Here is a 22,146-nt window from a genome sequence, read left to right as displayed (position 1 = left end):
GGTATAATACTACAAATAAAAGGGTAATGGCCTTTGTTTTTAGAAAGTATCTTCCATGTTTGTTCTAATAAGGTATGGTAGTATAATATATTTAACAAAAAACAGTGATCTGATACTTTAATTAAATGATGATACGAGAGATTTTCATCAGTTAATACAATTCAATTAATTTGATTCTATTATAAATTAGTTATAATTATTCATGCGTGTTAATTATGTATGGTCGATTCAAATATGACAAGAATATCTTCTATGGAGATGTTGTAGGTAAAGATGTATATGGTAATTATGGTTACGAAGGTTGGAACTTTGCTATAGAAGACGTAGAGATATTACCACCCAGCACACCATCCAAGATAATATGTGTTGGACTTAACTATGAGGATCATGCAAAGGAGTTCGATATGCCTATCCCAAAAGAACCAGTACTTTTCATGAAACCCACATCTTCAATAATTGCTCATGGGGAGAAGATAGTATATCCGGCTGGTGTGGAACAGTTGGATTATGAGGGTGAACTTGCTGTAATTATTGGGAAGAAATGCAGGAACATTGAGGCTAAAAATGCGAGTGATGTAATTGCAGGCTATACCTGTTTTAATGACATAACTGCGCGTGACTTACAACGGCGTGATGGTCAGTGGACTCGAGCTAAGAGCTTTGATACATTTGCGCCAATTGGACCCTACATTGCACGGCCTGACGAGTTTGATCCAAAAAACTCTATGATATACACATATGTGAATGACGAAATATGTCAGAGTTCAAACACGTCGAATTTGATTGCCGATGTTCCAAGACTTGTAGAGTTCATATCTTCAATTATGACACTGGAAGTTGGAGATATTATAGCAACAGGTACTCCACCAGGTGTAGGTGAACTCCATGTTGGGGATAATGTAAAAGTGAAAATTGAAGGAATTGGTACACTTTCAAATGAGGTAATTTGAATGCTTTTTGACCAGGTCAATAAAGAATTGGATATTTGTATTCGTCATCTTAGGGTATTGAAGAAAGTAGTTGATGAGGAACCTATAGGTATACTTCGATTGGCAGAAGAGATCGGTATGCCTACACATAAGGTTAGATATTCATTAAGGGTACTTGAACAACAGAACCTGATCAAACCTTCTTCACAGGGTGCTATAGCTGGAGATAAAGTGGACGAGTTCTTCAAGAACTTTGACACTGATCTACAAGAGATAATGAACCGTACCAAAAGTATACAGGAACTTGGCAGTTCAAAATGAGATTATTTTAAAAGTGTCTTTTTAAAAAGTTGTATTGCAATAAGCTGACTCCAAATTCTAACAACATTCAATTTTGGTATTGGAAGATCAATACTAAATTTTCAGTTTGTTCCAATTCGATAAATATTTGTATTATTCATCTAGTGTAAAACCAGATTTCATATTATTAGGAAATATTAAGTTGGGTTTTTTAATTCATTTTCAAGTTTAATGGTGAAATTATGACAGTTAGTGATGAGGAAATTGAGATTATTGAAAAGTATGCACTCCAAAACGCTGTAAAGTATGGGAAACCTCCTCAGATGGGAGCTGTGATGGGTAAAGTTATGGGTGAATGTCCTCATCTTAGAAAAAATGCTAAACAAGTTTCATCTCAGATAAAATTGGTAATTGATGAAATAACTAATGGTGACCCTGAAGGATGGAGAAGTAGATTAGAAGAACTTGCACCTGAACTGATCGATGAACTTAGTGTTAAAAAGGAACCTACAAAAGGATTAAAGGACTTGGACGTATCCGAGACTGAAAAAGTTGTTATGCGGTTTGCACCAAATCCTAACGGTCCGCCAACTCTTGGTAGTACTCGGGGTATAGTTGTTAATTCGGAGTATGTGAAAAGGTATGGTGGAAAGTTTATTATCAGATTCGATGATACTGACCCTCAAACAAAACGGCCTATGCTTGAGGCTTATGACTGGTATATCCAGGACTGTGAATGGCTCGATGCTAAACCTGACCGTGTAGTACTGGCATCTGATAATATCGAGACGTATTATAAGTATGCTGAGCAGCTGATCGAGATGGATAAAGCTTATGTTTGTTTCTGTGAAGGCTCTGAATTCAAGCAATACAAAGATTCAAAAGAACCGTGTCCACACCGTGACATATCCCCTGAATCAAATCTTGATAATTGGGAAAAGATGATCGATGGGGAATATGATGAAAAAGAAGCTGTTTTAAGAATAAAAACCGATATTCAACATCCTGACCCTGCACTTAGGGATTTTGGTGCGTTTAGGATCGTTAAAACACCACATCCTCGCCCTGAGATTAGTGACAGGTATGTTGTCTGGCCATTACTCGATTTTGAAGGTGCTATTGAGGATCATGAACTTGGTATGACCCATATTATACGTGGAAAGGATTTAATGGATAGCGAGAAGCGCCAGAAGTATATCTATGATTACCTTGGTTGGGAGTATCCTAAAACAACACATTGGGGTCGTATAAAAATACATGAACTTGGAAGTTTTAGTACCAGTCAGATAAGAAAGGATATAGAGGATGGAGTATACGAGGACTGGGCGGACCCGAAATTACCTACTCTACGTGCTTTTAGACGTCGTGGAATCCAACCTGAAGCTATCCGCAAGTTCATGATAGATATGGGGGTAGGTGAGACTGATATAAGTGTTAGCCTTGATTCTTTATATGCAGAGAATCGGAAAGTGATAGACCCGATAGCTAACAGATACTTTTATGTCTGGGATCCTGTTGAAATGAGCATCGAAGATGGGCCAGATGATATTATAGTGAACCCTGCACTACACCCATTTGAGAAAAGGGGTACAAGAGATATTCAGGTAGGTTCTTCTATCTATATATGTTCAGATGATCTTAATCTAATAAAAATTGGTGATAAGGTAAGGCTCAAGGACCTTTATAATGTAGAGATCATGTCAATAGAACCTTTAGTAGGAAGATATATCGGTGATTCTGTAGATGATATAAAGAAACAAAAAATGCGTATAATTCATTGGTGTTCTTTAAATGGCGTTGATGTAACTGTACGTTCACCTGATAAAGAGTTTAAAGGAATATGTGAACCTGGTATCTTGAACGAGCTGGGTAAGGTTGTACAATTTGAACGTTTCGCATTTTGTAGAGTGGATACGATCGAACCTGAAATAATAGCCTACTATACACATAAATGATATATTTGCTGAATATATCTTATTATAAAAAAATAATCCTTGTTAAAGGTATGAAGGTTAGGTTTTGGTATGTCTAATAAAAATATAGCTAGTACTTTAGGCAGACCAATTGACCTAAACTATTTACCAAACGTCTTGATAACTCTCATGACAGTATTGGTGTTGGTTGGCGGTACTATATTTCAATTAGTTCAGGGTTATACTTTTGTTGAGAGTATTGTATTAAGTGGACAAGTAGGGGTAACAGTCTTTATTACATGGACAATTCTGCGTGAACTTGATCCTGACCACGATTCTAGTGCACTTATTTGTTCTCTCACCATACTTATTTTGATCATTGTTGATTTTATCACAACACCCTCTATTATTCCATTATTGTGGTTAATGCTCCTATTTCGTATAATGAACATTTCTACTGGCTTAAAACCTACATTCTTTGATTCTACTATACTGTTTATTTCAGGTTTGGCTTTAATGTGGTACTATAGTTGGATATACGGGCCAGTTTTATCAGCTGTATATCTTATTGTTAGTAAATTACCTGGATATCAGGTGACATATTTGTATTATGGTCTAGCTGGCTTGCTCATATCACTTATTTACATGTTAGTTGGGACACATGAAATTTCAGTTCAAGTAGATTCAATGTTATATATGTGGTTAATATCCCCTCTAATATTGATCTATTTAATATCAATAATTTTCATGGATGATGTTAGGAGTAAGAATGATATGGGGACTAATAAAATTAGTAGTAAAAGTATTCAGTTAACTCGCTTGATATTATTAAAGGTTGTTCTGATGTCTCTTATTTTCTATGGTGTGGATGGTCTAGTTGCAGTATCCCCTTTGATTGTAGGTATGGTGATATTATCATTATATTTCTTAGTTCTTAATGTCCGTACATTCTCTGCAAGAATACCGATATGATAAGTGATATATAACAATGTAAACATAATTTCTTTCAAGTCAATAGATGGGGGATTTAATATCGGTTATGACGAGGATGAGATGGACTACGATGAAAAAATGAAAAAAGTATGTCCTGTTTGTGGTAGTTCTGACCTGTACTATGAGGTCGGAGGATATATGGGCATGATATATCATTGTAAGAACTGTGATTATATTGGAGCACTTGTAGTTGAAGCTAACCAAGAGATGATCGATCAGATAAGGGAAGAATATGAATCAACTGATGATGATGATGTTAAAGAAGATGATGATAATACGTCTGAATGAAAGGGTAATATCTAATCGAAAGTAATATTCTGAATTTTAAAAAAAGGCTTATTTCTGATAAAAATAAATTAATATGAAATAAAAAATGGAGTTCAAGCAGCTACACGTGCTGCTAAAACTTCTGTTTTCCTGATCTCGACTCTTCTGATAGGATAGATTGTCTTCACATTTCGGTAAATATTTGCTGAAAGTTTACCACCAACTATTTCTTCAACGAACTGTTCAAATTCTACTTCTGATGCACGTTTTCTTACTACATCGTCCATAATGCCCCTAATGGCTTTAATTTGGCTTGAACGTGCTCTTTTCACAGTGAAACAGATAGGTTTTACTCTGATCTTCATACCGTCTTTTGTAGTAACGTTAAGGTTTGAATCAATTCTAGAAGTTTGACGTTTAACTATTGACCTTAAGTAATCTGTAGTTATCTCGTGACCTAAGAATTTAGTGTTAGCAACTTCTCCTACAACATCATCCACTCGAAGTTTTAATTTGATGTTATGTTTGGAGAAATCATTAGTGAGTTCACCAACTGTAGTTTCTATGATTCTTCCAACAAGTTTTTGTGGTTCGTCTGCAGGTGTTTGTCCAATAGTAATACGGCCCATGTAATCAGGTGTTTCCATGGTGTACCACTGTTTTGACTTCCATTTATCAATTTTTCTCTGTACTTTTCTTGCCAAGATATTCCTCCAATGATAATAATAAAAGGATATTATTTGTTAATGATTTGTATCTCTATTTCTCGCCTATAGTCTACATATCTATATATAAATAATTCGCTCATTTGTTAATGTGGCAGGGACTATATGCACTAATGTTATAAAAAGCTGAAGCCTTTAGGTAACTCTCCCATTCTTTTCCTGAACTCATCTGGCCAATTCTCGGGATCAAGTCCCTTTTGTGCAAGGAATGCAGATGCCCATCTCTCGAGTCCAACCCCAGAACAACCTGACCAAAGTTCTTCTCCTGACTGAGATTTTACATTAAACCCTGATGGATACTTATTACCATTCACACTAACGTTTTGAAACTCTAACCATTCACCATCTTCACCTCGGTAAGGTAAAGGTGCTTCGTAATCAATAGTACCTACATCTGTTTGCTGAGAAGTACCTGCAAGCCCTTCTTGTGCCATGAACCATGGTGTGACCCATGCCATTCTCCACTCGAGATCAAGTATATTGTTGAAAATATGTTTAAATCTTTCTTGGAGTTCTTTTGAATCAGATACTACTTGTTCAGGTGTTCCTGTCCATAATATCTCTATACGGTGGAATTCATCTACACGCTCCATTCCATGTATGCCCCCACTTTCATAACGGTGAGATGTACCTGATTTATCAAACACCTTTATAGGGAATTGATCGTTCGCGATGGTTTCTCCTTGAAGGAAAACCCAGAAGGGTGGACATTGTGCGTAACAGAGACCTCCTATAGGGTCACCAATCTTATCTTTGATCTTATCTACTGGTACTTCATGGGTGACCTTATAATAATCACTTACTTCTTCCCAATATTCAGGGTCCCTTGTTTTTGGTGGACATACATAATATATTTCGGGATAGACACCTTTAGCATGTCCAGACCGTTTCCATACTTCCCAAGGTACGAGTTTTGGGAATATCATTTCCTTGTATCCAAGTGGTTCCAATAGTTCTTCAATGACTATTTTTTCAAGTGTTCTGAAAAATTTAGTGGACTCTGGCCCATGGATCCATTGGCCTCGACTTGCACCTCTTTTGATCCAACCTTGTTTTACAAGTTCCTGGGTAGGATCTTTATTGAACTGATGTTCTTTTTTATCACTTTGCCATAATAGGTCCCAATGTTCTGCTTTACCACCGTAGGTGAGTGCATTGATCTTATCTTCGATCAGGTTTAGGATCCTATCAGGTATTCTGTTCTGGAGTTCGGATTCGGTTACATTCAGATCGAGGTAGAGTACATCATTTTCATGAACTATACTTGAAACGAAAGGAATCTTTAAGTGGCTCAGATCGGTAGTAGAAGGCACATTAATATTAAATGAATTTATTTCGATACCCCTAACACCTATACGAAACTGTTTTCCAAGTTCGGGAGTGATCTTTTTCTTTAATCTGAAAATAGCGTCATGTACACGTACATATCTTCCGGATGAAAGTTCTAAATTGATCTTATTATCATCTATACTCCAGCTATCTATCTTTGCACCCTGTCCTTCAGGGGCACCTTTTGATAGGATATCAGATGAACTTTTAAGTATCTGTGATATGACATCTTTCGCATTGGATGCATCTGCACTAGTTTTTAATGATGCGTTAAGTTTAAATTCCAAGTCCATATATTTTCCTCGAGTTACAGGTTTAATTCAATGTAGGTCTAGGTCTTGTAGAATATAGAAAATTGATACTCAGTATTTACTTTGATGATTGAGTACTATTGTTCTATTATTTTAATAATTTGTTATGCAACTTGATATAAGGGTAGAGTAGTTTAAACAGTAGAATATATAACTGCTTATCCTAATATTAATGGTACTAACTTAGATATGATAATTAACTTGGAGTAATTGCTTGACAACTTATTTCGGAAAAGTGCGCAATATTCTGATAGCTATCCTGTTCATAAACTTCTTGGTTGCTATGAGTAAGATATTTTATGGCTATTATACAGATACTTTGAGTATCCAAGCCGATGGTTATCATTCTCTATCCGACGGTATTGCGAACATAGTAGGAATTATCGGGATACAGATAGCATCAAAGCCGCCTGATAAGGACCATCCGTATGGTCATAAGAAGTATGAGAACCTTGCATCCATTGTTGTAGCTATGATGTTGGTGTTCATTAGTTTAACAATTATACATGGTGCATATGAACGATTTGTTACCGGTGCTATACCTACGATTACAAGTATAAGTTTTCTGGTAATGTTAATTGCAATGACAATAAGTATTATTATATCTGTATATGAGCTTAAGAAAGGAAAAGAACTTAATAGCGAGTTCTTATTAGCAGATTCGGTACATACAAGAAGTGATGTATATTCTTCAGTGGCAGTTATCCTTGGTTTGGGTGTGATCTATGCAGGCTATCCTTTAATAGACCCAATTATAGCTATTATCATTGCTATTTTAATAATTAATGCAGCATATAATATAATCAGGCAAAATTCTGAGAGTCTCTGTGACGCATCTAAACTTGATAATAGGTCAATAAAATGCTTGGCCGAGTTGGTGGATGGTGTAGAGGACTGTCATAATGTTAGGACTAGAGGATTTTCGAATGATGTACATGTGGACCTCCATGTTACGGTATCACCTGCACTCAGGACAGATGAAGCACATGAAATAGCAAATGAGGTAGAAAATATGTTAGAAACGAGTTTTCAGGAAGTTACTGATGTTGTTGTACATGTAGAACCCGAGCTCTCTACCAAGGGTACTAAAAAGGAAAAATAACGGGTTTTATTTCTGTTTTGTTTTTTTGACAATATCTTCTGCTATTTTAGCATTAATTAAATAATCATCAACAGTTGCGATAAGTGAACCTATTTTTTCAGTCTTTATTTCCATTGAAATATTATCTTTGGTGATGGTAGTAGACATATTATCTAAATTATCTGGTTCCAAAGCTCTAACTATCATTTCTGTGAATTCTGGTTCATTTATATCTTTAAAAGTTAATGTAAATTGTATTTTCATGGGGATCAGAGCTAAAAGTGATCATTTGGTCTGTATACCTACTATCTCATTAACCTTTGTAACAAACTCTTCTTGCTTACCTGGAGGTATGGTTGCACCCGAGGCAATGCTATGTCCTCCTCCATTCCCGCCAACATTGGTTGCAGCATCACGAAATGCAGTAGCAAGATCCACACCTTTACCTATAAGTGAACGTGTAGCTCGACCTGAGACTTTAACTATACCCTCAGTTTCATTCATTCCAATAAAAGGCTTATTTGGATACAAATAGCGTACCATTATACCTGAAATAGAACCAATGGAATCAAGGTTTTCAGCTTGAAGGTATTTTATATTCTCCATATCCTTGACTAGAGATTCACATTCTTTGATCTCTTGTATGATTCGTTTCTGGCTTTCTTTAGTGACTGCACTGGCTTCCTGAACAACACTTTTGTCTCTTAGGCATAATGCGATAGCTAAACTGCTTTTATCTTGTTTGCCACATGTATCAAGGATCGATACTAGGTCGTAGACGTTAGGGACCACTTCATTATTTAAATAATATATTTCACCAATAACAGCATCTACAGCTTCTGGACTTGCACGTTTAGCTAATTTCAATGCAATTGAGGAGGTAAGTTTTTTCATATCCTCATAACTAAGTTCACTTATATCTCCACTAAGATTGAGAAAATCGAGGAATTTGTTTATTTTCTCCCTGTCACCTGTAATATCAAGGAAAGGTTCAAGTGTGTTCTCAAGTACGTCACCTATCTCCCCACTACCGACCTTTAACCCCTTTTGGATAGATATGACATTGTTTTCTATAGCTTCTTTTAATATGGTAGCATTAGCGGATTCAAATAATTGTTTATCTCCGATTGCACCTGTTATCGCTAGGCCTGCAAGGTCAATATTATCTGAACTTAACTCTTTGCATACAAGATAAGTAGTACCAGAAGCTGAAAGGTAATATGACCCTTCAATTCCTGCCATATGTGGATTGACCATGACCTTTGAAGGTGAGTTTCCTACAGGTTGGTGATGATCAATGACCAAAACATCTGTATTGATTTGCTTGATAAGCTCAGGCTGACCTGACCCCATATCACAGAATATCACGAGATCGTTTTCTTTTATGCTGTTATTTACATCGTTTACAACGGATTCGTTTAATCTACTTACGATACTCGCATGGAAAGGAATCTCGATCCTATTTAATGCTTGTATTAAAATGGCTGCCGATGTTATCCCGTCGGAATCATTATGCGAGATCAAGCGAATAAAATCTTGGTTCTTGATTAGACTTGCACCTTCTCTGGCAAGTTCTACTATTTTTTCGATCTGTTCGTCATCTGAGGTCAATTATACCACTCTGTTAAATTGCGGTTATGTAAGTAGAGGCTGGTTTTTAATAAATATATATGTTCTCTTGTGGGTGAGATGGTTATTAAAAGAATCATTATTTTATTTTTGTATTAAATGCAATAAAGCGATATATATTTTGTTGAAGCAGCTTTATTTAATTCTTAAATGGAAGAAAAAGAACAAAGAAAAAAAGCAATACCGGTACTGTTAATCCCGGTATTTTTTGTTGTAAAAAAGAGCTTTATCAGTTGCTTACCTTGTGATAAGCATTTCTGCAGTAGCTGGTTTGTATTTCCAATCTTCCGGTAAGACCTTTGATGCCTTATAATATTTCACAAGTCTTCTTATCTTCGACTCTGTATTCTGAAGTGCTCTTTTATTATGTACATCATGATTGTTCAGGGCAAGATGTTTCCTCATTCTGATAGCCTTGATGATTAGGTTCTCAAGATCTTCAGGTAATGGTAAATCAACATCATTTTCTTTAAGTACAGTTGTAATTTTCTTGCTAGTAATTAGTGTGGAATCTGGTATACCGTACCTATCTCTTAGAATCATACCTATTTCACTTGTGGAATTACCTTCGTTCCACAGGTTTACGATAATAGTTGTCAATTCATCTTCTTCCATTTGTGACCATGACGGTGCTTCGGTCCTATATGGACGGGTTGCCATTGACTTCCCCTTTTTACGAGTATGCATTTTTGCCATTTAGTTTATATCCTCCTGATATGTGATATTGATGATATTTTTGTTCTTAAGTATGGTTTATTGTCATTATTTAATTTTTATTTTTTTGTGACTCAATAGTCAAGATTGAGCTCGAGTCCAGGTTGATATGAACGAGGGGAGAGCAACCTGAAATAGATTTTCTTTTACTTTGGCGAAGTGGTTGAAGTAAAGTAATTATTAGTTATATATTTTTTGATGGTACCTGAGGTGTATATAACTAATATTCTCATTCATGAGGTTAGTCTATCTATAATATCATCTATGTGGATAGTCTCCTGGTAACCTGTATTCATATCCTTCAATGTGAATTTACCCAGTTCTAGTTCCTTCTCACCTACTATCAGGACATGGTCTGCACCTATATTATTAGCATGGGATAACTGTGCCTTGAAGTTACGATGCATTAGATCTACTTGTGTGGGTACTATTTCACGTAATCTTTGTCCTATTTTGATAGCTTCTGATCGCGTATTATCCGTAGAGATGATCATTAGATTCTTTGGTTTAGGGCATACCAGATCGCATATTTGCATTAATCTATCAAATCCGATCCCGAACCCAGTTGATGGGACATCACCTCCACCGAATAGTTTTATCAGTTGATATGATCCACCGCCACACACCTGGTTCTGAGCACCAAGATTATCTGCATAAATTTCAAAGACTATACCAGTATAATAATCGAGTCCTCTTGCAATACCAAAATCGATATTGTAAGGAATTTCGTAAATATCCAGGATATTGAGTACGTTCTTGAAATATTGGAGTTCTTCAATGTCTCCTACTACTTCTTTTGCTTTTTCTAGCGCATCATCTCCTTGAATACTTATAAGTTCGAACAGGTTACGCCTTAAAGAGGCAGTTGCATTAATATTCTCTAAATAATCATCTAAGCCAGTATCATCTTTTTTATCAACGTATCTCATAATGTTTGACTGGTGTTCAGTATCAAGTTCTTTAAGGATATGTCTTATGACTCCTAGATGTCCAACGTTTAGTGTACCATTTACTTTGATTGCATCCAGTATAGACATTGCTAATGCGATAACTTCAGCATCAGCATCTTCTTTTTTGCTACCTATTAACTCGACACCGAATTGCCAGAATTCACGGTATCTTCCTTTTTGAGGTCTTTCGTATCGAAAACAGTTTTCGAAATAATATAGTTTTAGGGGTTTGGAGGTAGCTTGAAGTTCGTTTGTGTACATTCTCATAACAGGGGCAGTGAGTTCTGGGCGTAATGCCATTTCTCTATTCCCTTTATCTGTAAAATTATAGAGCTCATCAACGATAGTTTCACCGGACTTTAATGTGAAGAGATCAAGATGTTCAAATGTTGGTGTCATTATTTCGCGATAGCCCCATTTTTTCACTATGTCTCTCATTATGCTTTCGATATACCGCCTTTGCTCCATATCTTCAGGCAGAAAATCACGGGTACCTCTGGGTTTTGTTATGCTCATCTCGATCGTATCCTGATTGATTTGTTGTTAACAAGTATTATTTCATTGTTATATGGTAATGCTCTGATTATTCTGATTTTTACTTTAAAGTGTTATGGTTTGATCCTTAATTACTCAGCTACTTTCTTTAGAATAGAATGACCTGTCAATGTCTTCCTTTATTTCTTCTTCGGGTGGTCTATTAATGTGTCTGTGTACTGTAGGTAATTGTTCTAAGTTCTCGGAAGAATTTAATTTGTAGTACTTAACTGTCCATATATTATCTTCTTTTACAATTTCGTAGTAGATGTCCTTGTATATTCGCTTTTTTGGTAAGATATGTTCGGTGTGAGTTAATATGATCTGATCTAAGGCGTCATCTACAGTTTCTAGATCATTAATTGCTTTATATTCATTTAAGGTACTATAAGCTTCATTTGAAATGTTCACAGTTATTCTTTTCATTTGCAATCCCTGTCCAAGCACAATTCATATTTCCAGCTAGCCTAAATGTATTTTAGGAACAAAATGTTTTAGTAAAGTATATTTGTTTTATGGGATAAATCCAAAATTAATTAATATACCTGTTGTCATTTGAATTGTTTGTATATTAAAGTGCAGTTGCATAAACTCGATTTAAAACTTTAAGGGTTATGGTTTGGCAAATAGTAGGAGTTAAGGATGAAAAGATTATTTTGTTCTATTACTAGATTAAGGGAATATGAGTTATATAATGAATGTCTTTGAATGCAATATCAAAATTTGAGGGAACATAATATCAGATAAAAGAGGTGCATATTTCGAATGGATGCTATTGTAATGGTTGGTGGTAGAGGCGGTGATATAGGTATTGAGGAAAAACCGACATTATTGTTGTTAGATAAACCACTGATCTGTCATGTCATAGATGCTCTTGAACTAGCTGAGCATGTAGATGATATTGTGATAGCATTATCTCCTTTGTCTTTGAAGACCAAAGAAAGAATCGAGGAAATATACGGTGAACGGATTAAAGTGATAGTTACTCCTGGTACCAATTATGTTACTGATATGGTACATGCAGTAAAACAATCTAATATACTAGATCCTGTACTTATTGTGATGTATGATCTGGCAATGATAACTCCGGATATTATCGAGTTTGTGATAGAAGAGTACAATAAATGCGAAAAACCTTCTATGTCAGTACATGTTCCCTTATCCATATTCAAAGACGTAGAATCAAAACCTGAAACTGTGTTTAACAGAAATGGTCGATTTATCTCACCTGCAGGTATTAATGTGATGGATGGTAAAGATATAGATCGAGAACAGGAGGACTGTAATTTGATAATAGATCGGAAAGAACTTGCGTACAACTTAAATACAGTGTATGATCTAGATGTGTGTGAGAGAATAATGGCTACACGTAGAGGTTAAGTTGTATATTTAAATCGTTTAATTTATATTTCAATTTACTACTCAATGTTATATTCAAAAATCATTCATTAATTAATAAGATCCATCTAATATCTTAATATTCCTAATAAGAAGTAGGCGATACGTGTGTTGGAACATAATTTACCATTAAAAGAATCTATTCAAAGACTTTCACCTGCAGTTCATGGTGGTTTGATCAAGAAATATGCACAGAAACATGGATTTGATGAATCTGAAATACTTGATTTTAGTGCGAGTTTAAATCCAATGGGTACCCCATTTGACTATTTCAGTACTAAATATAATATTGATCATCTGTTAGCAAAAGCGTTGAAAAAGATTCATCAGTACCCTGATAATAGATATTATGAGTTTAGGAAAGCTGCTTCAGACTTTTTGGTGGATTATTTAACAACTCCTGAGAATATAGTTCCTGGTAATGGCTCATCCGAAATAATCAGGTTAGTGGTCGAATCTGTTGTTGGTCCTGGAGATAAAGTATTGATTCCCGAACCCACTTTTAGTGAATATGAGGTCCAATGCAATATATTTGGAGCTGATATTGTAAATATAAAACAAGAAGATGTGAATGAACTCACGGATGAGCAGCTCAAAGATATAAAAATATTGTTTTTGTGTAATCCAAACAATCCTACTGGTATATTAAGACCTCATGAAGAACTAGAAGTTCTTGCAGAGAAATGTATGGAAAATAATGTTCTTTTGTTTGTAGATGAGGCTTTTAGTGAATTATCTGATCCAACTCAAAGTATTGTAGATATTGCTTTAAATAACGATCATGTCTTTGTATTAAGATCACTTACCAAATCGTTTGCAATACCGGGTATCAGGATGGGGTTTGGTGTGACCACTCACAAAATGGCTGCATTCCTGAACGATGCAAGATTATCATGGAATTTGGGGTCCATACCGGACACTATTGCGACTGAGCTCTTAAGTATGCCGGGTGGATACAATAACGAGTACCTTGTGGAGTCAAGGGAGCTTATTGCTCAGGAACGCGAATATTTATTTGAAAGGTTCTCTAATATAAGGGGTTTTGAGCCTATTCCTAGTGATGTTAATTATATTTGTGTTAATCTCGATAATTTTCTAATGGATTCTACTGAACTGTTTAAAAGACTTGCTGTAAAAGGTATTTTGATCAGAGATTGTGCTTCTTTTAAAGAGCTTGGCACTTCTTATGCTCGTTTTGCTGTCAGAACACGTGAAGAGAATGAGAAGTTAGCTGAATCTATAGGTGATGTATTGACGGGATGGGGAAAGGAACAAGCAAGGGCTGAACTCAGGGATACTATGGAAAAGGTTGCTGAAGGTGCATCTCTTGGTAGGACCACGTGTGAGTATTATCCTTGTCACTTCGAGGATCAAGATTGTATATTTTGTTTTTGTCCGTTTTATCCATGTGAGGATGAGAGGACTGGTGGAAAGATGGTAGATCGATCCAGTGGTGGTAAGATTTGGAGTTGTCAAGGATGTCATGTTATTCATTATAAGGACGTTGCACAAGATGTATTGGATATTCTAATGAATGAAGGCGATAATGAAGAAAATCTTAAGTCGGCTTGGAAGAGGGTCATGGAGCCATATCTATGTTAGATTTGATCATTCCAATATTTTCTATTGATGGTACTTTTTTGATATATGTACTTATTTTAGCTTTTGTGTTTGATATTTTGCTCGGTGAGCCACCGGCAGCAGTTCATCCGGTAGTTTGGATAGGTCGCTTTGTCCAGTTTTTTAAGGAGAGAGCACCGGTTAACAACAGGAAACTGTATGGAGTAATATTGGCTGTTTTAACGATGATATTTTCGTCATTGATAGCTGTCATGATCCTTCTAGTGCTCACGTCTGTAATTATACCAGAGGCTGTAAGGCTTCTTATAGGTGCATATTTCTTGAAATCTACTTTTGCTATCCAGAGTCTATTAAATCCAGCAAAATCAATAGCTTCAGATATACTGAACGAAAGATATGCGCAGGCAAGGGAGAAGTTACCTATATTCGTTAGTAGAGATCCCTCTACTCTATCTGAAGAACAGGTATCTTCTGCAGTAATAGAATCAGTTTCTGAGAATTATGTTGATGGCATAATCACTCCACTTTTCTATTACATGCTGCTGGGACCACTAGGGTTGGTAGCAGCTTATGTATACAAAGGTGTGAATACACTAGATTCAATGATTGGTTATAAGGATGAAGAACATATCGAACTTGGATACTTTTCAGCTAAAATGGACGATGTTCTAAATTGGGTACCTGCAAGATTATCTATTCTGTTTATAGCAGGGTCTGCTGCAATAATATGGTTACTTTTCCCTGCAAAGAAAGGTACTATGGATGTGCGTTCGTCTCTAAGACTGGCTTCAACTCAGTCGAAGAGGACACCGTCACCTAATTCTGGTTATCCCATGGCTGCAGCATCTGGTGCCATAAAGGTTCGTTTGGAAAAACCAAATAACTATGTACTTGGAGAACAATATGCTCTACCAAAACCTGAAGATATAAACCGTGTATCCCAACTTATATTCATTGCTTCTATACTTTCATTTGCTGCATTTGCAGCTGCGATAAACTTTGCATGGATATGGTACTAAATACTTAATGGATGGTTATTATGAAATTGTCTGATATGGATTCAAAGGATTTTAAGGGTGATCAGCCCGAAACAATTGATGAACCGGCAGAGTATGATATAATGGACGTGCTCGAAAAAGAAGGTATAACTGTTGATATGTTAGTGGAATCTGCGATGGAAATGTATGTTCCACACCCAGGACTTGAGACGCAGGAGAAGGCTGAAAGTATCTTTAAAAGGGAATTGAAGATCGCAGTTTCTGACCCAAACTTGTCACTACTAATATATTCAGGGATATTGCTTGAACGAGAGGGAAAGGTGGGCAACCTTCCAGGTGTTAGTAAGGACTCCTTTGATAAGGATCTGACATTCATAGTGGCAGATGAAGTTATTGGGATGAGTATTGCTAAATATATCAGTGGCGATAAAGGAATGTTTGAGTTTGTCCGTCTTGATAAATCAAAACCTGGGATACTGGCTAAAATGGGTCCTTTCATGGACGATGTTTTAGCAGGCCTTATTGGTGGTGTTTCAGCTAACATGTATACAAGAGCTATAGCTGAACTGAACATGTAATATTGGTATTCTTGTTTTAAGGAATGGGAACCTGAATGATTTCTTTTTTAAGTGGAGTGAAAGCCAGTATTGGTTTTCTTTCAACAATACCCGTGAAAGTTGATCAGAACGGATTTGATTCATTCAATGCTCATATCTATTTGTATACTGTAGTTGGTTTTTTATTAGGTGTAATAATAGGTCTATCTGCAGTTATTCTTGATTTCTTATTACCATCACTTATTAGTGCGTTTCTTATTGTTGTGGTAATATACTATTTCACTGGATTCAATCATTTGGATGGACTTGCTGATATGGGTGATGGAATCACTGCCCACGGATCGATTGAAAAGAAAATACAGGCAATGAAAGATGTATCTCTTGGGATTGGTGGAGCAGCTTTCTGTACAATACTGATACTTGGGTTATTTGTATCTATATTGACAGTTAAGGCAGAGATCACAGCTTTTAGTCAAGATACTTATTATACTGGACTCATTGTATTCAGTTCATTTATTGTGGCTGAAATGAGTTCTAAACAGGCAATGTTGACAGTAGCAGCGTTTGGCAGACCTATCCATGATGGAATGGGTGTAATAACAATTAAAAGCACGACACCTTCAAAGTATTTGATAGGTTTCGTTTTCGGATCGATAATATCATTTATAGCATTTTGGTTATTGGATCTAGGTATAATTGGACTAGTATCTTTTATAATGACAATGGTCGTTTCACTTTTCATTTTAAATGTGAGTAATAGGCATTTTGGTGGACTTAATGGTGATGGGATAGGAACTGCTAATGAAATTGGGCGTGTAGTATCTCTTATTATACTAGCTATTTGTATAAAATTAGTATCAGGAGGATTTGAATGGATGCTATTGTAATGGCAGGGGGACTTGGGACAAGATTAGGTATGGGAGAAAAACCCTGTGTGGAGTTGTTGGGAAAACCTCTTGTAACATATGTTATAGATGCACTTGTAACTTCTGAAAAGATTGATAAAGTATATGTTGCAACGTCTCCTGCAACCCCTAACACAGGGATTATTGTAAATAAGTTATATGGTGAACATGTTAGGGTAATTCCCACAGAAGGAGGGAATTATGTAAAAGATATGGTACAGGCGGTTGAGACGGCTAAAATAGAGGGACCTGTAATGATAGTTATGGCGGACTTGCCTGTACTTACAGCATCTGTAATAGATGAGATAATTGATAGTTATGAGAGTTCGGATAAACCTGCAATGTCAGTATTTGTGCCAATTTCGGTTTGCAAGAACATTGGTACCAGACCAGACACGATATTCAATAAGGATGGAGAACTGATAGTACCAACGGGGATCAATATACTTGATTCATATAAAATAAGGACAGAACAAGAGTACATGACACTCGTATTGAAATTACCAGAACTGTCACTTAATGTAAATACCGTTGATGATCTGAAGATGTGTAAAGAAATGATCAAAAACAGAAAGGATCAGTAAAGCGTTTCTAGCTTGTGTACCAGCTCTTTATCATGACATAATAGTTCATCAAGTAAAAGTATTGTATCTATCATTAAAGCACAGCTCCATCCAAGGGGTATTGCCCATGCAGGAGTTCCTTTATCTTGGTCAACTTGTTCTGGTAATAGATTAGTAGTATTTGTTCCTCTAATACACCATTGTATAAGTTTAAGTGCTTTGCTAACTAAACTATGTTTAGTTTCAGTGCATTCTTTATTATCTTCAATTGATTTAGCTAAGATCAACATAGATTTTGCAAGCCACAGTGTAGTTACTGTCCATGGATTTCCATTGATGTATTTATCTTTCTCGTAACGTTTGATACCGTGATAACCATTAATATCTAAACTTAGCTTATGTTCAATTGTTTCTATGATAGAGCAAGCTTTTTCCCATTCATCATTGTTGGATAATGATAAAAGAGCAAATGGTGTAATTGTACCAAGAATGCTTGCATCTACAGTGTTGTCGATGTTACCATTCTCATCAAAACATCTTGCAAAAAACTGTTTATCTTTTAACCAGAGGTGTGATAATACCCTCCTTTTTATCTGTAGTGCATGATCTTCCCATCTAGCAGCAAGCTCATGTTGATCATGATCCCTTGCGATTTGTGATGAGAACATTAGTCCTGAATAGATGGAAGTATTAGTGTATGTAAAGGTACCAACATGAGTTTCCCAGAGGTCCATGCAGAGTTCATGTAAATGGTCTTTACTTCTTTTGATTAGATATTCTGCACCCCTTAATACAGTTATCCAGATACGGTCAAGAAATTCTGTACGATCAATACCTGTAAGTGTCGAATAATAGCTACCTATCAGGAATAAGGTACATGCAGTTTCATCTATTTGTGTGGTATCCCTGAAATTGCTCCATGAAGGAGCATGTTTTCCATCGGTCCAATATCTTTGGAACCAGGAACCTTCAGGTAATTGAGTGGTAATACACCAGTTAATGAATTCGTTTGCATATTCTGGATAACCAGCATTAAGTAATGATTGAGCCATATCTACAGAATCACGGTTCCAACAAAAGCCGTACCCCCCGCTCATCTCAAAATCGGGGTCGAATTCAGGGGATGCAATAAAAGAACCTTTAGTTGGCTCATAAAGAAGATCAAGTGTCAATAAGGACCTGTTATATATGGTTATCAGGTCAATATCGTGTATTTTCTGGAGAAGAGGAACTGATTTAAGTGGTTTTTTAGTAGCTAATTTAGTTTCACAGTTAGATTCAACGGTTTCTGAGATCATGTTAAGTGAATCTGTGATCAAACCTCGCATCATTTTATACAGGTTTTTTTTATTATTATTGAGTCCTATGTATACTGTAAGCTCGAAACGCTTATTTTTATTAATCGCACGGTTCCAACCAACTACAAAACCAAGGTCTCCAATATCTTCACGGTTGTTCTGAAGGTGTCCATCTTGCATATCATATTGTGGGTTATTCCACCAACTGTTCCCAGCTAATTTACTAACTTGCCAACTTTCGAATTCGGGTATTGTGCTTAGTCCGACATGATAATTTTTCCAGTATTGAATGACAGTCTTACTATCAGCATCAACATAACATGTATTTTGTTTCCTTGAATCACCTGCATTGAAGCTGGAATAATAGAATACCTGGAAGTCAAAATCATGTGTGCTAGATATATTGAACCTTCTAATGATCGTAGGTAGATATGGGTGTACTGTATCTATTATTGTTACATTGAGTCCACATTCGTGGCTAAGATGCGTTGTAACTGTATATGTATCATTCACATATTTTTGGTCATGTCTCCAACTATCATCATCAAGCCATAAAAGGTACTCAGACCCTTTCTCCTTATTTATATTAACAAATTCTTCGGAATAAAAACATAAAAGGGATTCATCTACATTCTGTGCATGATCTCTTTGTGGATAGAATATTCCATTGATCTCTGCTTTTTGACCCATGGTTACTAAGATGTTAGGATTACCAAGGATTGCGTTTGTTAATGTGACCATAATTGAAGTTTCTCCATTAATTGGTAAGATTCTTCTCTTTAAGTGTTCTGAAAACCAATGATTTGAAGTCTAAGAACGCGCTCATGAAATTAATTGATGCATCGTATGGTGATGAATGGATACTGAAATAGGAATGTACATCAGCATCATCCAGCCATTTAGTTGACATGTAATAATAGTGGTCAGATGTAAGAAAATGTTTCCAGATATGGATGAGGTTCTGATCCCTTGTTTTTTTAACATAAGGTTCAATAAGTCTTGCTTCCTCGAAACAACGCAATTGCATATCATTACCAATCCAAGCACTTGTATCGCGTTCGATATCCGCCCACGAGGTGGTAGAATAATCTCCAATATCTATTGTGCCTACAGGCTGGTAGTCCCTGATAGTTTCACTAGGAGTTTTGAAAGTTAGACCATTGTCTTTTATTTCATAGGGATATGCTTTGAGAAACTCGAAAATACCAGTATCTGCCCACTGATGCTCACCAAATGTCTCATAGTCCATGAAAATATTTAGAGTATCACCTTGGGCATTAGATGCCCAATTCGCCCATTTTTCTGCAGTTAATGGATGTTCGGGCCATGAACTTGATGAGAATCTATATCCAATATCATCACTTAATTTATAGTTTCTTAATAATACTTTAATATCGCAATTATTGGATTTATAAACGTAATTCGGTGAAAAATTAGTACCTTCAAATATATTTCTTGTATGAAATGACTGGATATGGTTTGATGCCGAATTAATGATGTGATCTGCACCTTCTGCAAGAATACAATTATACCCCATATCAAAAACAGTTTCTGCGATACTGTTGTTATAGATCAGTTCAGTATTTCTAAATGTGGTTGGTAGAATAGAGAACTGAGAATATATATTATCTCGATGTTGCTTAACCTCTTCAATGAACTCATTCCTATCTTCAAAAAGGCTTGATATTGAATGATAATTAGTTTCATCTATAAATTCTACAGAGCCAGATTCTGCTAGTTGTATAAATGTATCTAGTACTTCTGGTCCCCATTTCTCACATTGGTCTAGTAAAGTACCTGTGATAGATATACTAAACTTGAACTCATTACGATGTTCATCTATAAGTTCTAAAAGTAATCTGTTTGCAGGGATATAACATTTCGTGGCAACTTTTTCAAATATTTCTTTATTTACATTATTATCAAAATATCTTTCAAACCCTTCAGTTTGATCACCTGGCCAGAACCACTTTAAACGATATGGTTGATGTATTTCAAAATAAAGGCAAATTGAGTTCATTTATCTTTCTCCCCTATGATCAACCCTCTTTTAAAGTCAGAGAATATAGAAAATAAGTTTACTGCATTCTCATATGCTAATGGATAATTTGTTGAGTTCATATCCAAAAAAATGCTATTCTGCTGAAAACATCGGTGTAGATCTTGGTATCCTTTATTATCGGTTTTATTGATTTGATATAGTGTATGTTCTAGCTCGTGCATGTATATATGCTGGACATGATTGCCCACAAGACTGTTCACACCATATCTAGCTGTCATTTCTTTCTTGAGTGCAGAGAGTGGATATGTCTTACAACGTGTAGTTACATCAAGAGGATTTACCATTTCAATACCAGCTTTAGCTAAACTTTTTGGTAATTCTTCAATGAATTTGATTATAAGGTCACTTTGATTTAAATGTTTTATAATGGAATCGTAATCTAAATAAAGTGTAATTATATCTCCCTCTATACTATCGATCCAAGCAGTGAACTTGTCTGCTATAAGAGGGTAACCTGACCATGTATGGTTAGTAAATCTTTTTTCAATATCTTCACTAAGATTAATGTGTCGAAGAAGTAGAGGTATGTGGTTCTTATAGAGGTATGTAGGATCATCTTTTTGTAGAATGTTATGAGATCCTTCACCGATCATACACTTAAAACCAAGTTCTTCACCTAATTTTGTAATTTCATCGGAAATGAATAACTGTGTGTTTATAAGAGTTTGAGGATTTTGATGAAATGTGTTTTTGATCAAATTAACGTGTTTTTCTATCTGAGATATGAACTCAGACTTATCGTGAAACATAAAACTAACTGATTGATAGTAAGGTGATGCTGTAAACTCTACACAGTTTGTATTTGTTATATCTTTGAACGATTTAAGTAGTTCTTTATTAGCTACGATTTGTTCTAAGCAAGGTCCAGAAATGTTAAAAGTATATTTAGCACCGGAGTTGATAGAATTTTTAATTATCTCATTCAATTTTAAAATATTGTTAACAAGATCGTGATTATCTGTGTTTGACTCGAAATAAATGTCAAAACTAGGTTTCTTATACCCCTCCGATGGCCAGTACCATTTTAATTTATATGGACTGGTAAGTTCCCAACAAATACAAACTCTTTTCATAATACTTAAATGCAGGAAAGCTTTATTTTAGTATAT

At 35.7% G+C, this 22,146-nt stretch carries 22 protein-coding genes; 12 read left to right on the top strand and 10 right to left on the bottom strand.

Going from position 1 to position 22,146, the window contains the following annotated elements:
- The first annotated feature begins 215 nt into the window (after window positions 1–215).
- The 5 genes from J2T59_RS02040 (at window position 216) to J2T59_RS02020 (ending at window position 4,423) form a co-directional block, all read left to right on the top strand.
- A complete protein-coding gene (locus J2T59_RS02040) occupies window positions 216–950 on the top strand; it encodes a fumarylacetoacetate hydrolase family protein (protein ID WP_259133467.1) in 735 nt (244 codons plus the stop codon).
- On the top strand, window positions 951–1,250 hold the full coding sequence (locus J2T59_RS02035) for a hypothetical protein (RefSeq protein WP_259133466.1): 300 nt from the start codon (window positions 951–953) through the stop codon (window positions 1,248–1,250). It abuts the gene before it with no gap.
- 221 nt (window positions 1,251–1,471) lie between these two features.
- Complete coding sequence (locus J2T59_RS02030) at window positions 1,472–3,184, top strand: glutamate--tRNA ligase (protein WP_259133465.1); 1,713 nt, start codon at window positions 1,472–1,474, stop codon at window positions 3,182–3,184.
- A gap of 69 nt (window positions 3,185–3,253) precedes the next feature.
- Window positions 3,254–4,114 (top strand): hypothetical protein, encoded by an 861-nt coding sequence (locus J2T59_RS02025; protein ID WP_259133464.1) that lies wholly within the window; start codon window positions 3,254–3,256, stop codon window positions 4,112–4,114.
- A gap of 3 nt (window positions 4,115–4,117) precedes the next feature.
- The gene (locus J2T59_RS02020; RefSeq protein ID WP_259133463.1) at window positions 4,118–4,423 is read left to right on the top strand and encodes a hypothetical protein; all 306 of its coding nucleotides are present in this window, start codon (window positions 4,118–4,120) and stop codon (window positions 4,421–4,423) included.
- A 92-nt stretch (window positions 4,424–4,515) separates the two neighbouring features.
- On the opposite strand, the gene J2T59_RS02015 is transcribed toward J2T59_RS02020, so the two are convergent.
- Window positions 4,516–5,106: a 30S ribosomal protein S3ae gene (locus tag J2T59_RS02015; protein ID WP_374761067.1), complete on the bottom strand. Its 591-nt coding sequence runs from the start codon at window positions 5,104–5,106 to the stop codon at window positions 4,516–4,518.
- Window positions 5,107–5,243: 137 nt separating this feature from the next.
- Window positions 5,244–6,749, bottom strand: coding sequence for a serine--tRNA ligase (locus tag J2T59_RS02010; RefSeq protein ID WP_259133461.1), 1,506 nt, complete (start codon window positions 6,747–6,749; stop codon window positions 5,244–5,246).
- 232 nt (window positions 6,750–6,981) lie between these two features.
- Here J2T59_RS02010 and J2T59_RS02005 point away from each other — a divergent pair, with 232 nt between their 5' ends.
- Entirely contained in the window at window positions 6,982–7,869 is an 888-nt protein-coding gene (locus J2T59_RS02005; RefSeq protein ID WP_259133459.1) for a cation diffusion facilitator family transporter, read from the top strand.
- A 6-nt stretch (window positions 7,870–7,875) separates the two neighbouring features.
- Here J2T59_RS02005 and J2T59_RS02000 read toward each other — a convergent pair whose 3' ends face one another.
- From J2T59_RS02000 to J2T59_RS01980, 5 genes are all read right to left on the bottom strand, one after another.
- Complete coding sequence (locus J2T59_RS02000; RefSeq protein WP_259133457.1) at window positions 7,876–8,112, bottom strand: KEOPS complex subunit Pcc1; 237 nt, start codon at window positions 8,110–8,112, stop codon at window positions 7,876–7,878.
- 21 nt (window positions 8,113–8,133) lie between these two features.
- Window positions 8,134–9,459, bottom strand: a complete 1,326-nt coding sequence (gene recJ / locus J2T59_RS01995; RefSeq protein WP_259133455.1) for a RecJ family nuclease — start codon at window positions 9,457–9,459, stop codon at window positions 8,134–8,136.
- A 255-nt stretch (window positions 9,460–9,714) separates the two neighbouring features.
- On the bottom strand, window positions 9,715–10,173 hold the full coding sequence (locus tag J2T59_RS01990; protein ID WP_259133453.1) for a 30S ribosomal protein S15: 459 nt from the start codon (window positions 10,171–10,173) through the stop codon (window positions 9,715–9,717).
- Between the two features lie 251 nt (window positions 10,174–10,424).
- A complete protein-coding gene (gene hisS, locus J2T59_RS01985; protein ID WP_259133451.1) occupies window positions 10,425–11,657 on the bottom strand; it encodes a histidine--tRNA ligase in 1,233 nt (410 codons plus the stop codon).
- Between the two features lie 114 nt (window positions 11,658–11,771).
- Entirely contained in the window at window positions 11,772–12,101 is a 330-nt protein-coding gene (locus J2T59_RS01980) for a hypothetical protein (protein WP_259133449.1), read from the bottom strand.
- 339 nt (window positions 12,102–12,440) lie between these two features.
- Here J2T59_RS01980 and J2T59_RS01975 point away from each other — a divergent pair, with 339 nt between their 5' ends.
- The 6 genes from J2T59_RS01975 (at window position 12,441) to J2T59_RS01950 (ending at window position 17,698) form a co-directional block, all read left to right on the top strand.
- On the top strand, window positions 12,441–13,055 hold the full coding sequence (locus J2T59_RS01975; protein ID WP_259133448.1) for an NTP transferase domain-containing protein: 615 nt from the start codon (window positions 12,441–12,443) through the stop codon (window positions 13,053–13,055).
- 126 nt (window positions 13,056–13,181) lie between these two features.
- Complete coding sequence (gene cobD, locus J2T59_RS01970) at window positions 13,182–14,675, top strand: threonine-phosphate decarboxylase CobD (RefSeq protein WP_259133447.1); 1,494 nt, start codon at window positions 13,182–13,184, stop codon at window positions 14,673–14,675.
- Complete coding sequence (locus J2T59_RS01965) at window positions 14,669–15,673, top strand: cobalamin biosynthesis protein (RefSeq protein ID WP_259133446.1); 1,005 nt, start codon at window positions 14,669–14,671, stop codon at window positions 15,671–15,673. Before cobD ends, J2T59_RS01965 begins: the two co-directional genes overlap by 7 nt.
- Window positions 15,674–15,693: 20 nt before the next feature.
- Window positions 15,694–16,230, top strand: coding sequence for an alpha-ribazole phosphatase CobZ (gene cobZ, locus J2T59_RS01960; RefSeq protein WP_259133445.1), 537 nt, complete (start codon window positions 15,694–15,696; stop codon window positions 16,228–16,230).
- Between the two features lie 35 nt (window positions 16,231–16,265).
- Window positions 16,266–17,096: an adenosylcobinamide-GDP ribazoletransferase gene (cobS, locus tag J2T59_RS01955; protein WP_259133444.1), complete on the top strand. Its 831-nt coding sequence runs from the start codon at window positions 16,266–16,268 to the stop codon at window positions 17,094–17,096.
- The gene (locus tag J2T59_RS01950) at window positions 17,081–17,698 is read left to right on the top strand and encodes an NTP transferase domain-containing protein (protein WP_259133443.1); all 618 of its coding nucleotides are present in this window, start codon (window positions 17,081–17,083) and stop codon (window positions 17,696–17,698) included. The genes cobS and J2T59_RS01950 overlap by 16 nt, the downstream gene beginning before the upstream one ends.
- On the opposite strand, the gene J2T59_RS01945 is transcribed toward J2T59_RS01950, so the two are convergent.
- The 3 genes from J2T59_RS01945 to J2T59_RS01935 are packed head-to-tail and all read right to left on the bottom strand — an operon-like array spanning window position 17,692 to window position 22,110.
- Window positions 17,692–19,716, bottom strand: a complete 2,025-nt coding sequence (locus J2T59_RS01945; protein ID WP_259133441.1) for a glycoside hydrolase family 15 protein — start codon at window positions 19,714–19,716, stop codon at window positions 17,692–17,694. The genes J2T59_RS01950 and J2T59_RS01945 overlap by 7 nt on opposite strands.
- Before the next feature lie 16 nt (window positions 19,717–19,732).
- Window positions 19,733–20,995 (bottom strand): glycoside hydrolase family 57 protein, encoded by a 1,263-nt coding sequence (locus J2T59_RS01940; protein ID WP_259133439.1) that lies wholly within the window; start codon window positions 20,993–20,995, stop codon window positions 19,733–19,735.
- Complete coding sequence (locus J2T59_RS01935) at window positions 20,992–22,110, bottom strand: polysaccharide deacetylase family protein (RefSeq protein WP_259133437.1); 1,119 nt, start codon at window positions 22,108–22,110, stop codon at window positions 20,992–20,994. The genes J2T59_RS01940 and J2T59_RS01935 overlap by 4 nt, the downstream gene beginning before the upstream one ends.
- Between the last annotated feature and the right edge of the window lie 36 nt (window positions 22,111–22,146).

The sequence above is a fragment of the Methanosalsum natronophilum genome, assembly GCF_024808815.1.
GTDB lineage: Archaea > Halobacteriota > Methanosarcinia > Methanosarcinales > Methanosarcinaceae > Methanosalsum > Methanosalsum natronophilum.
The sequence above is the reverse complement of the archived record's forward strand: the minus strand, read 5'-3'. Positions and strand labels throughout refer to the sequence as shown.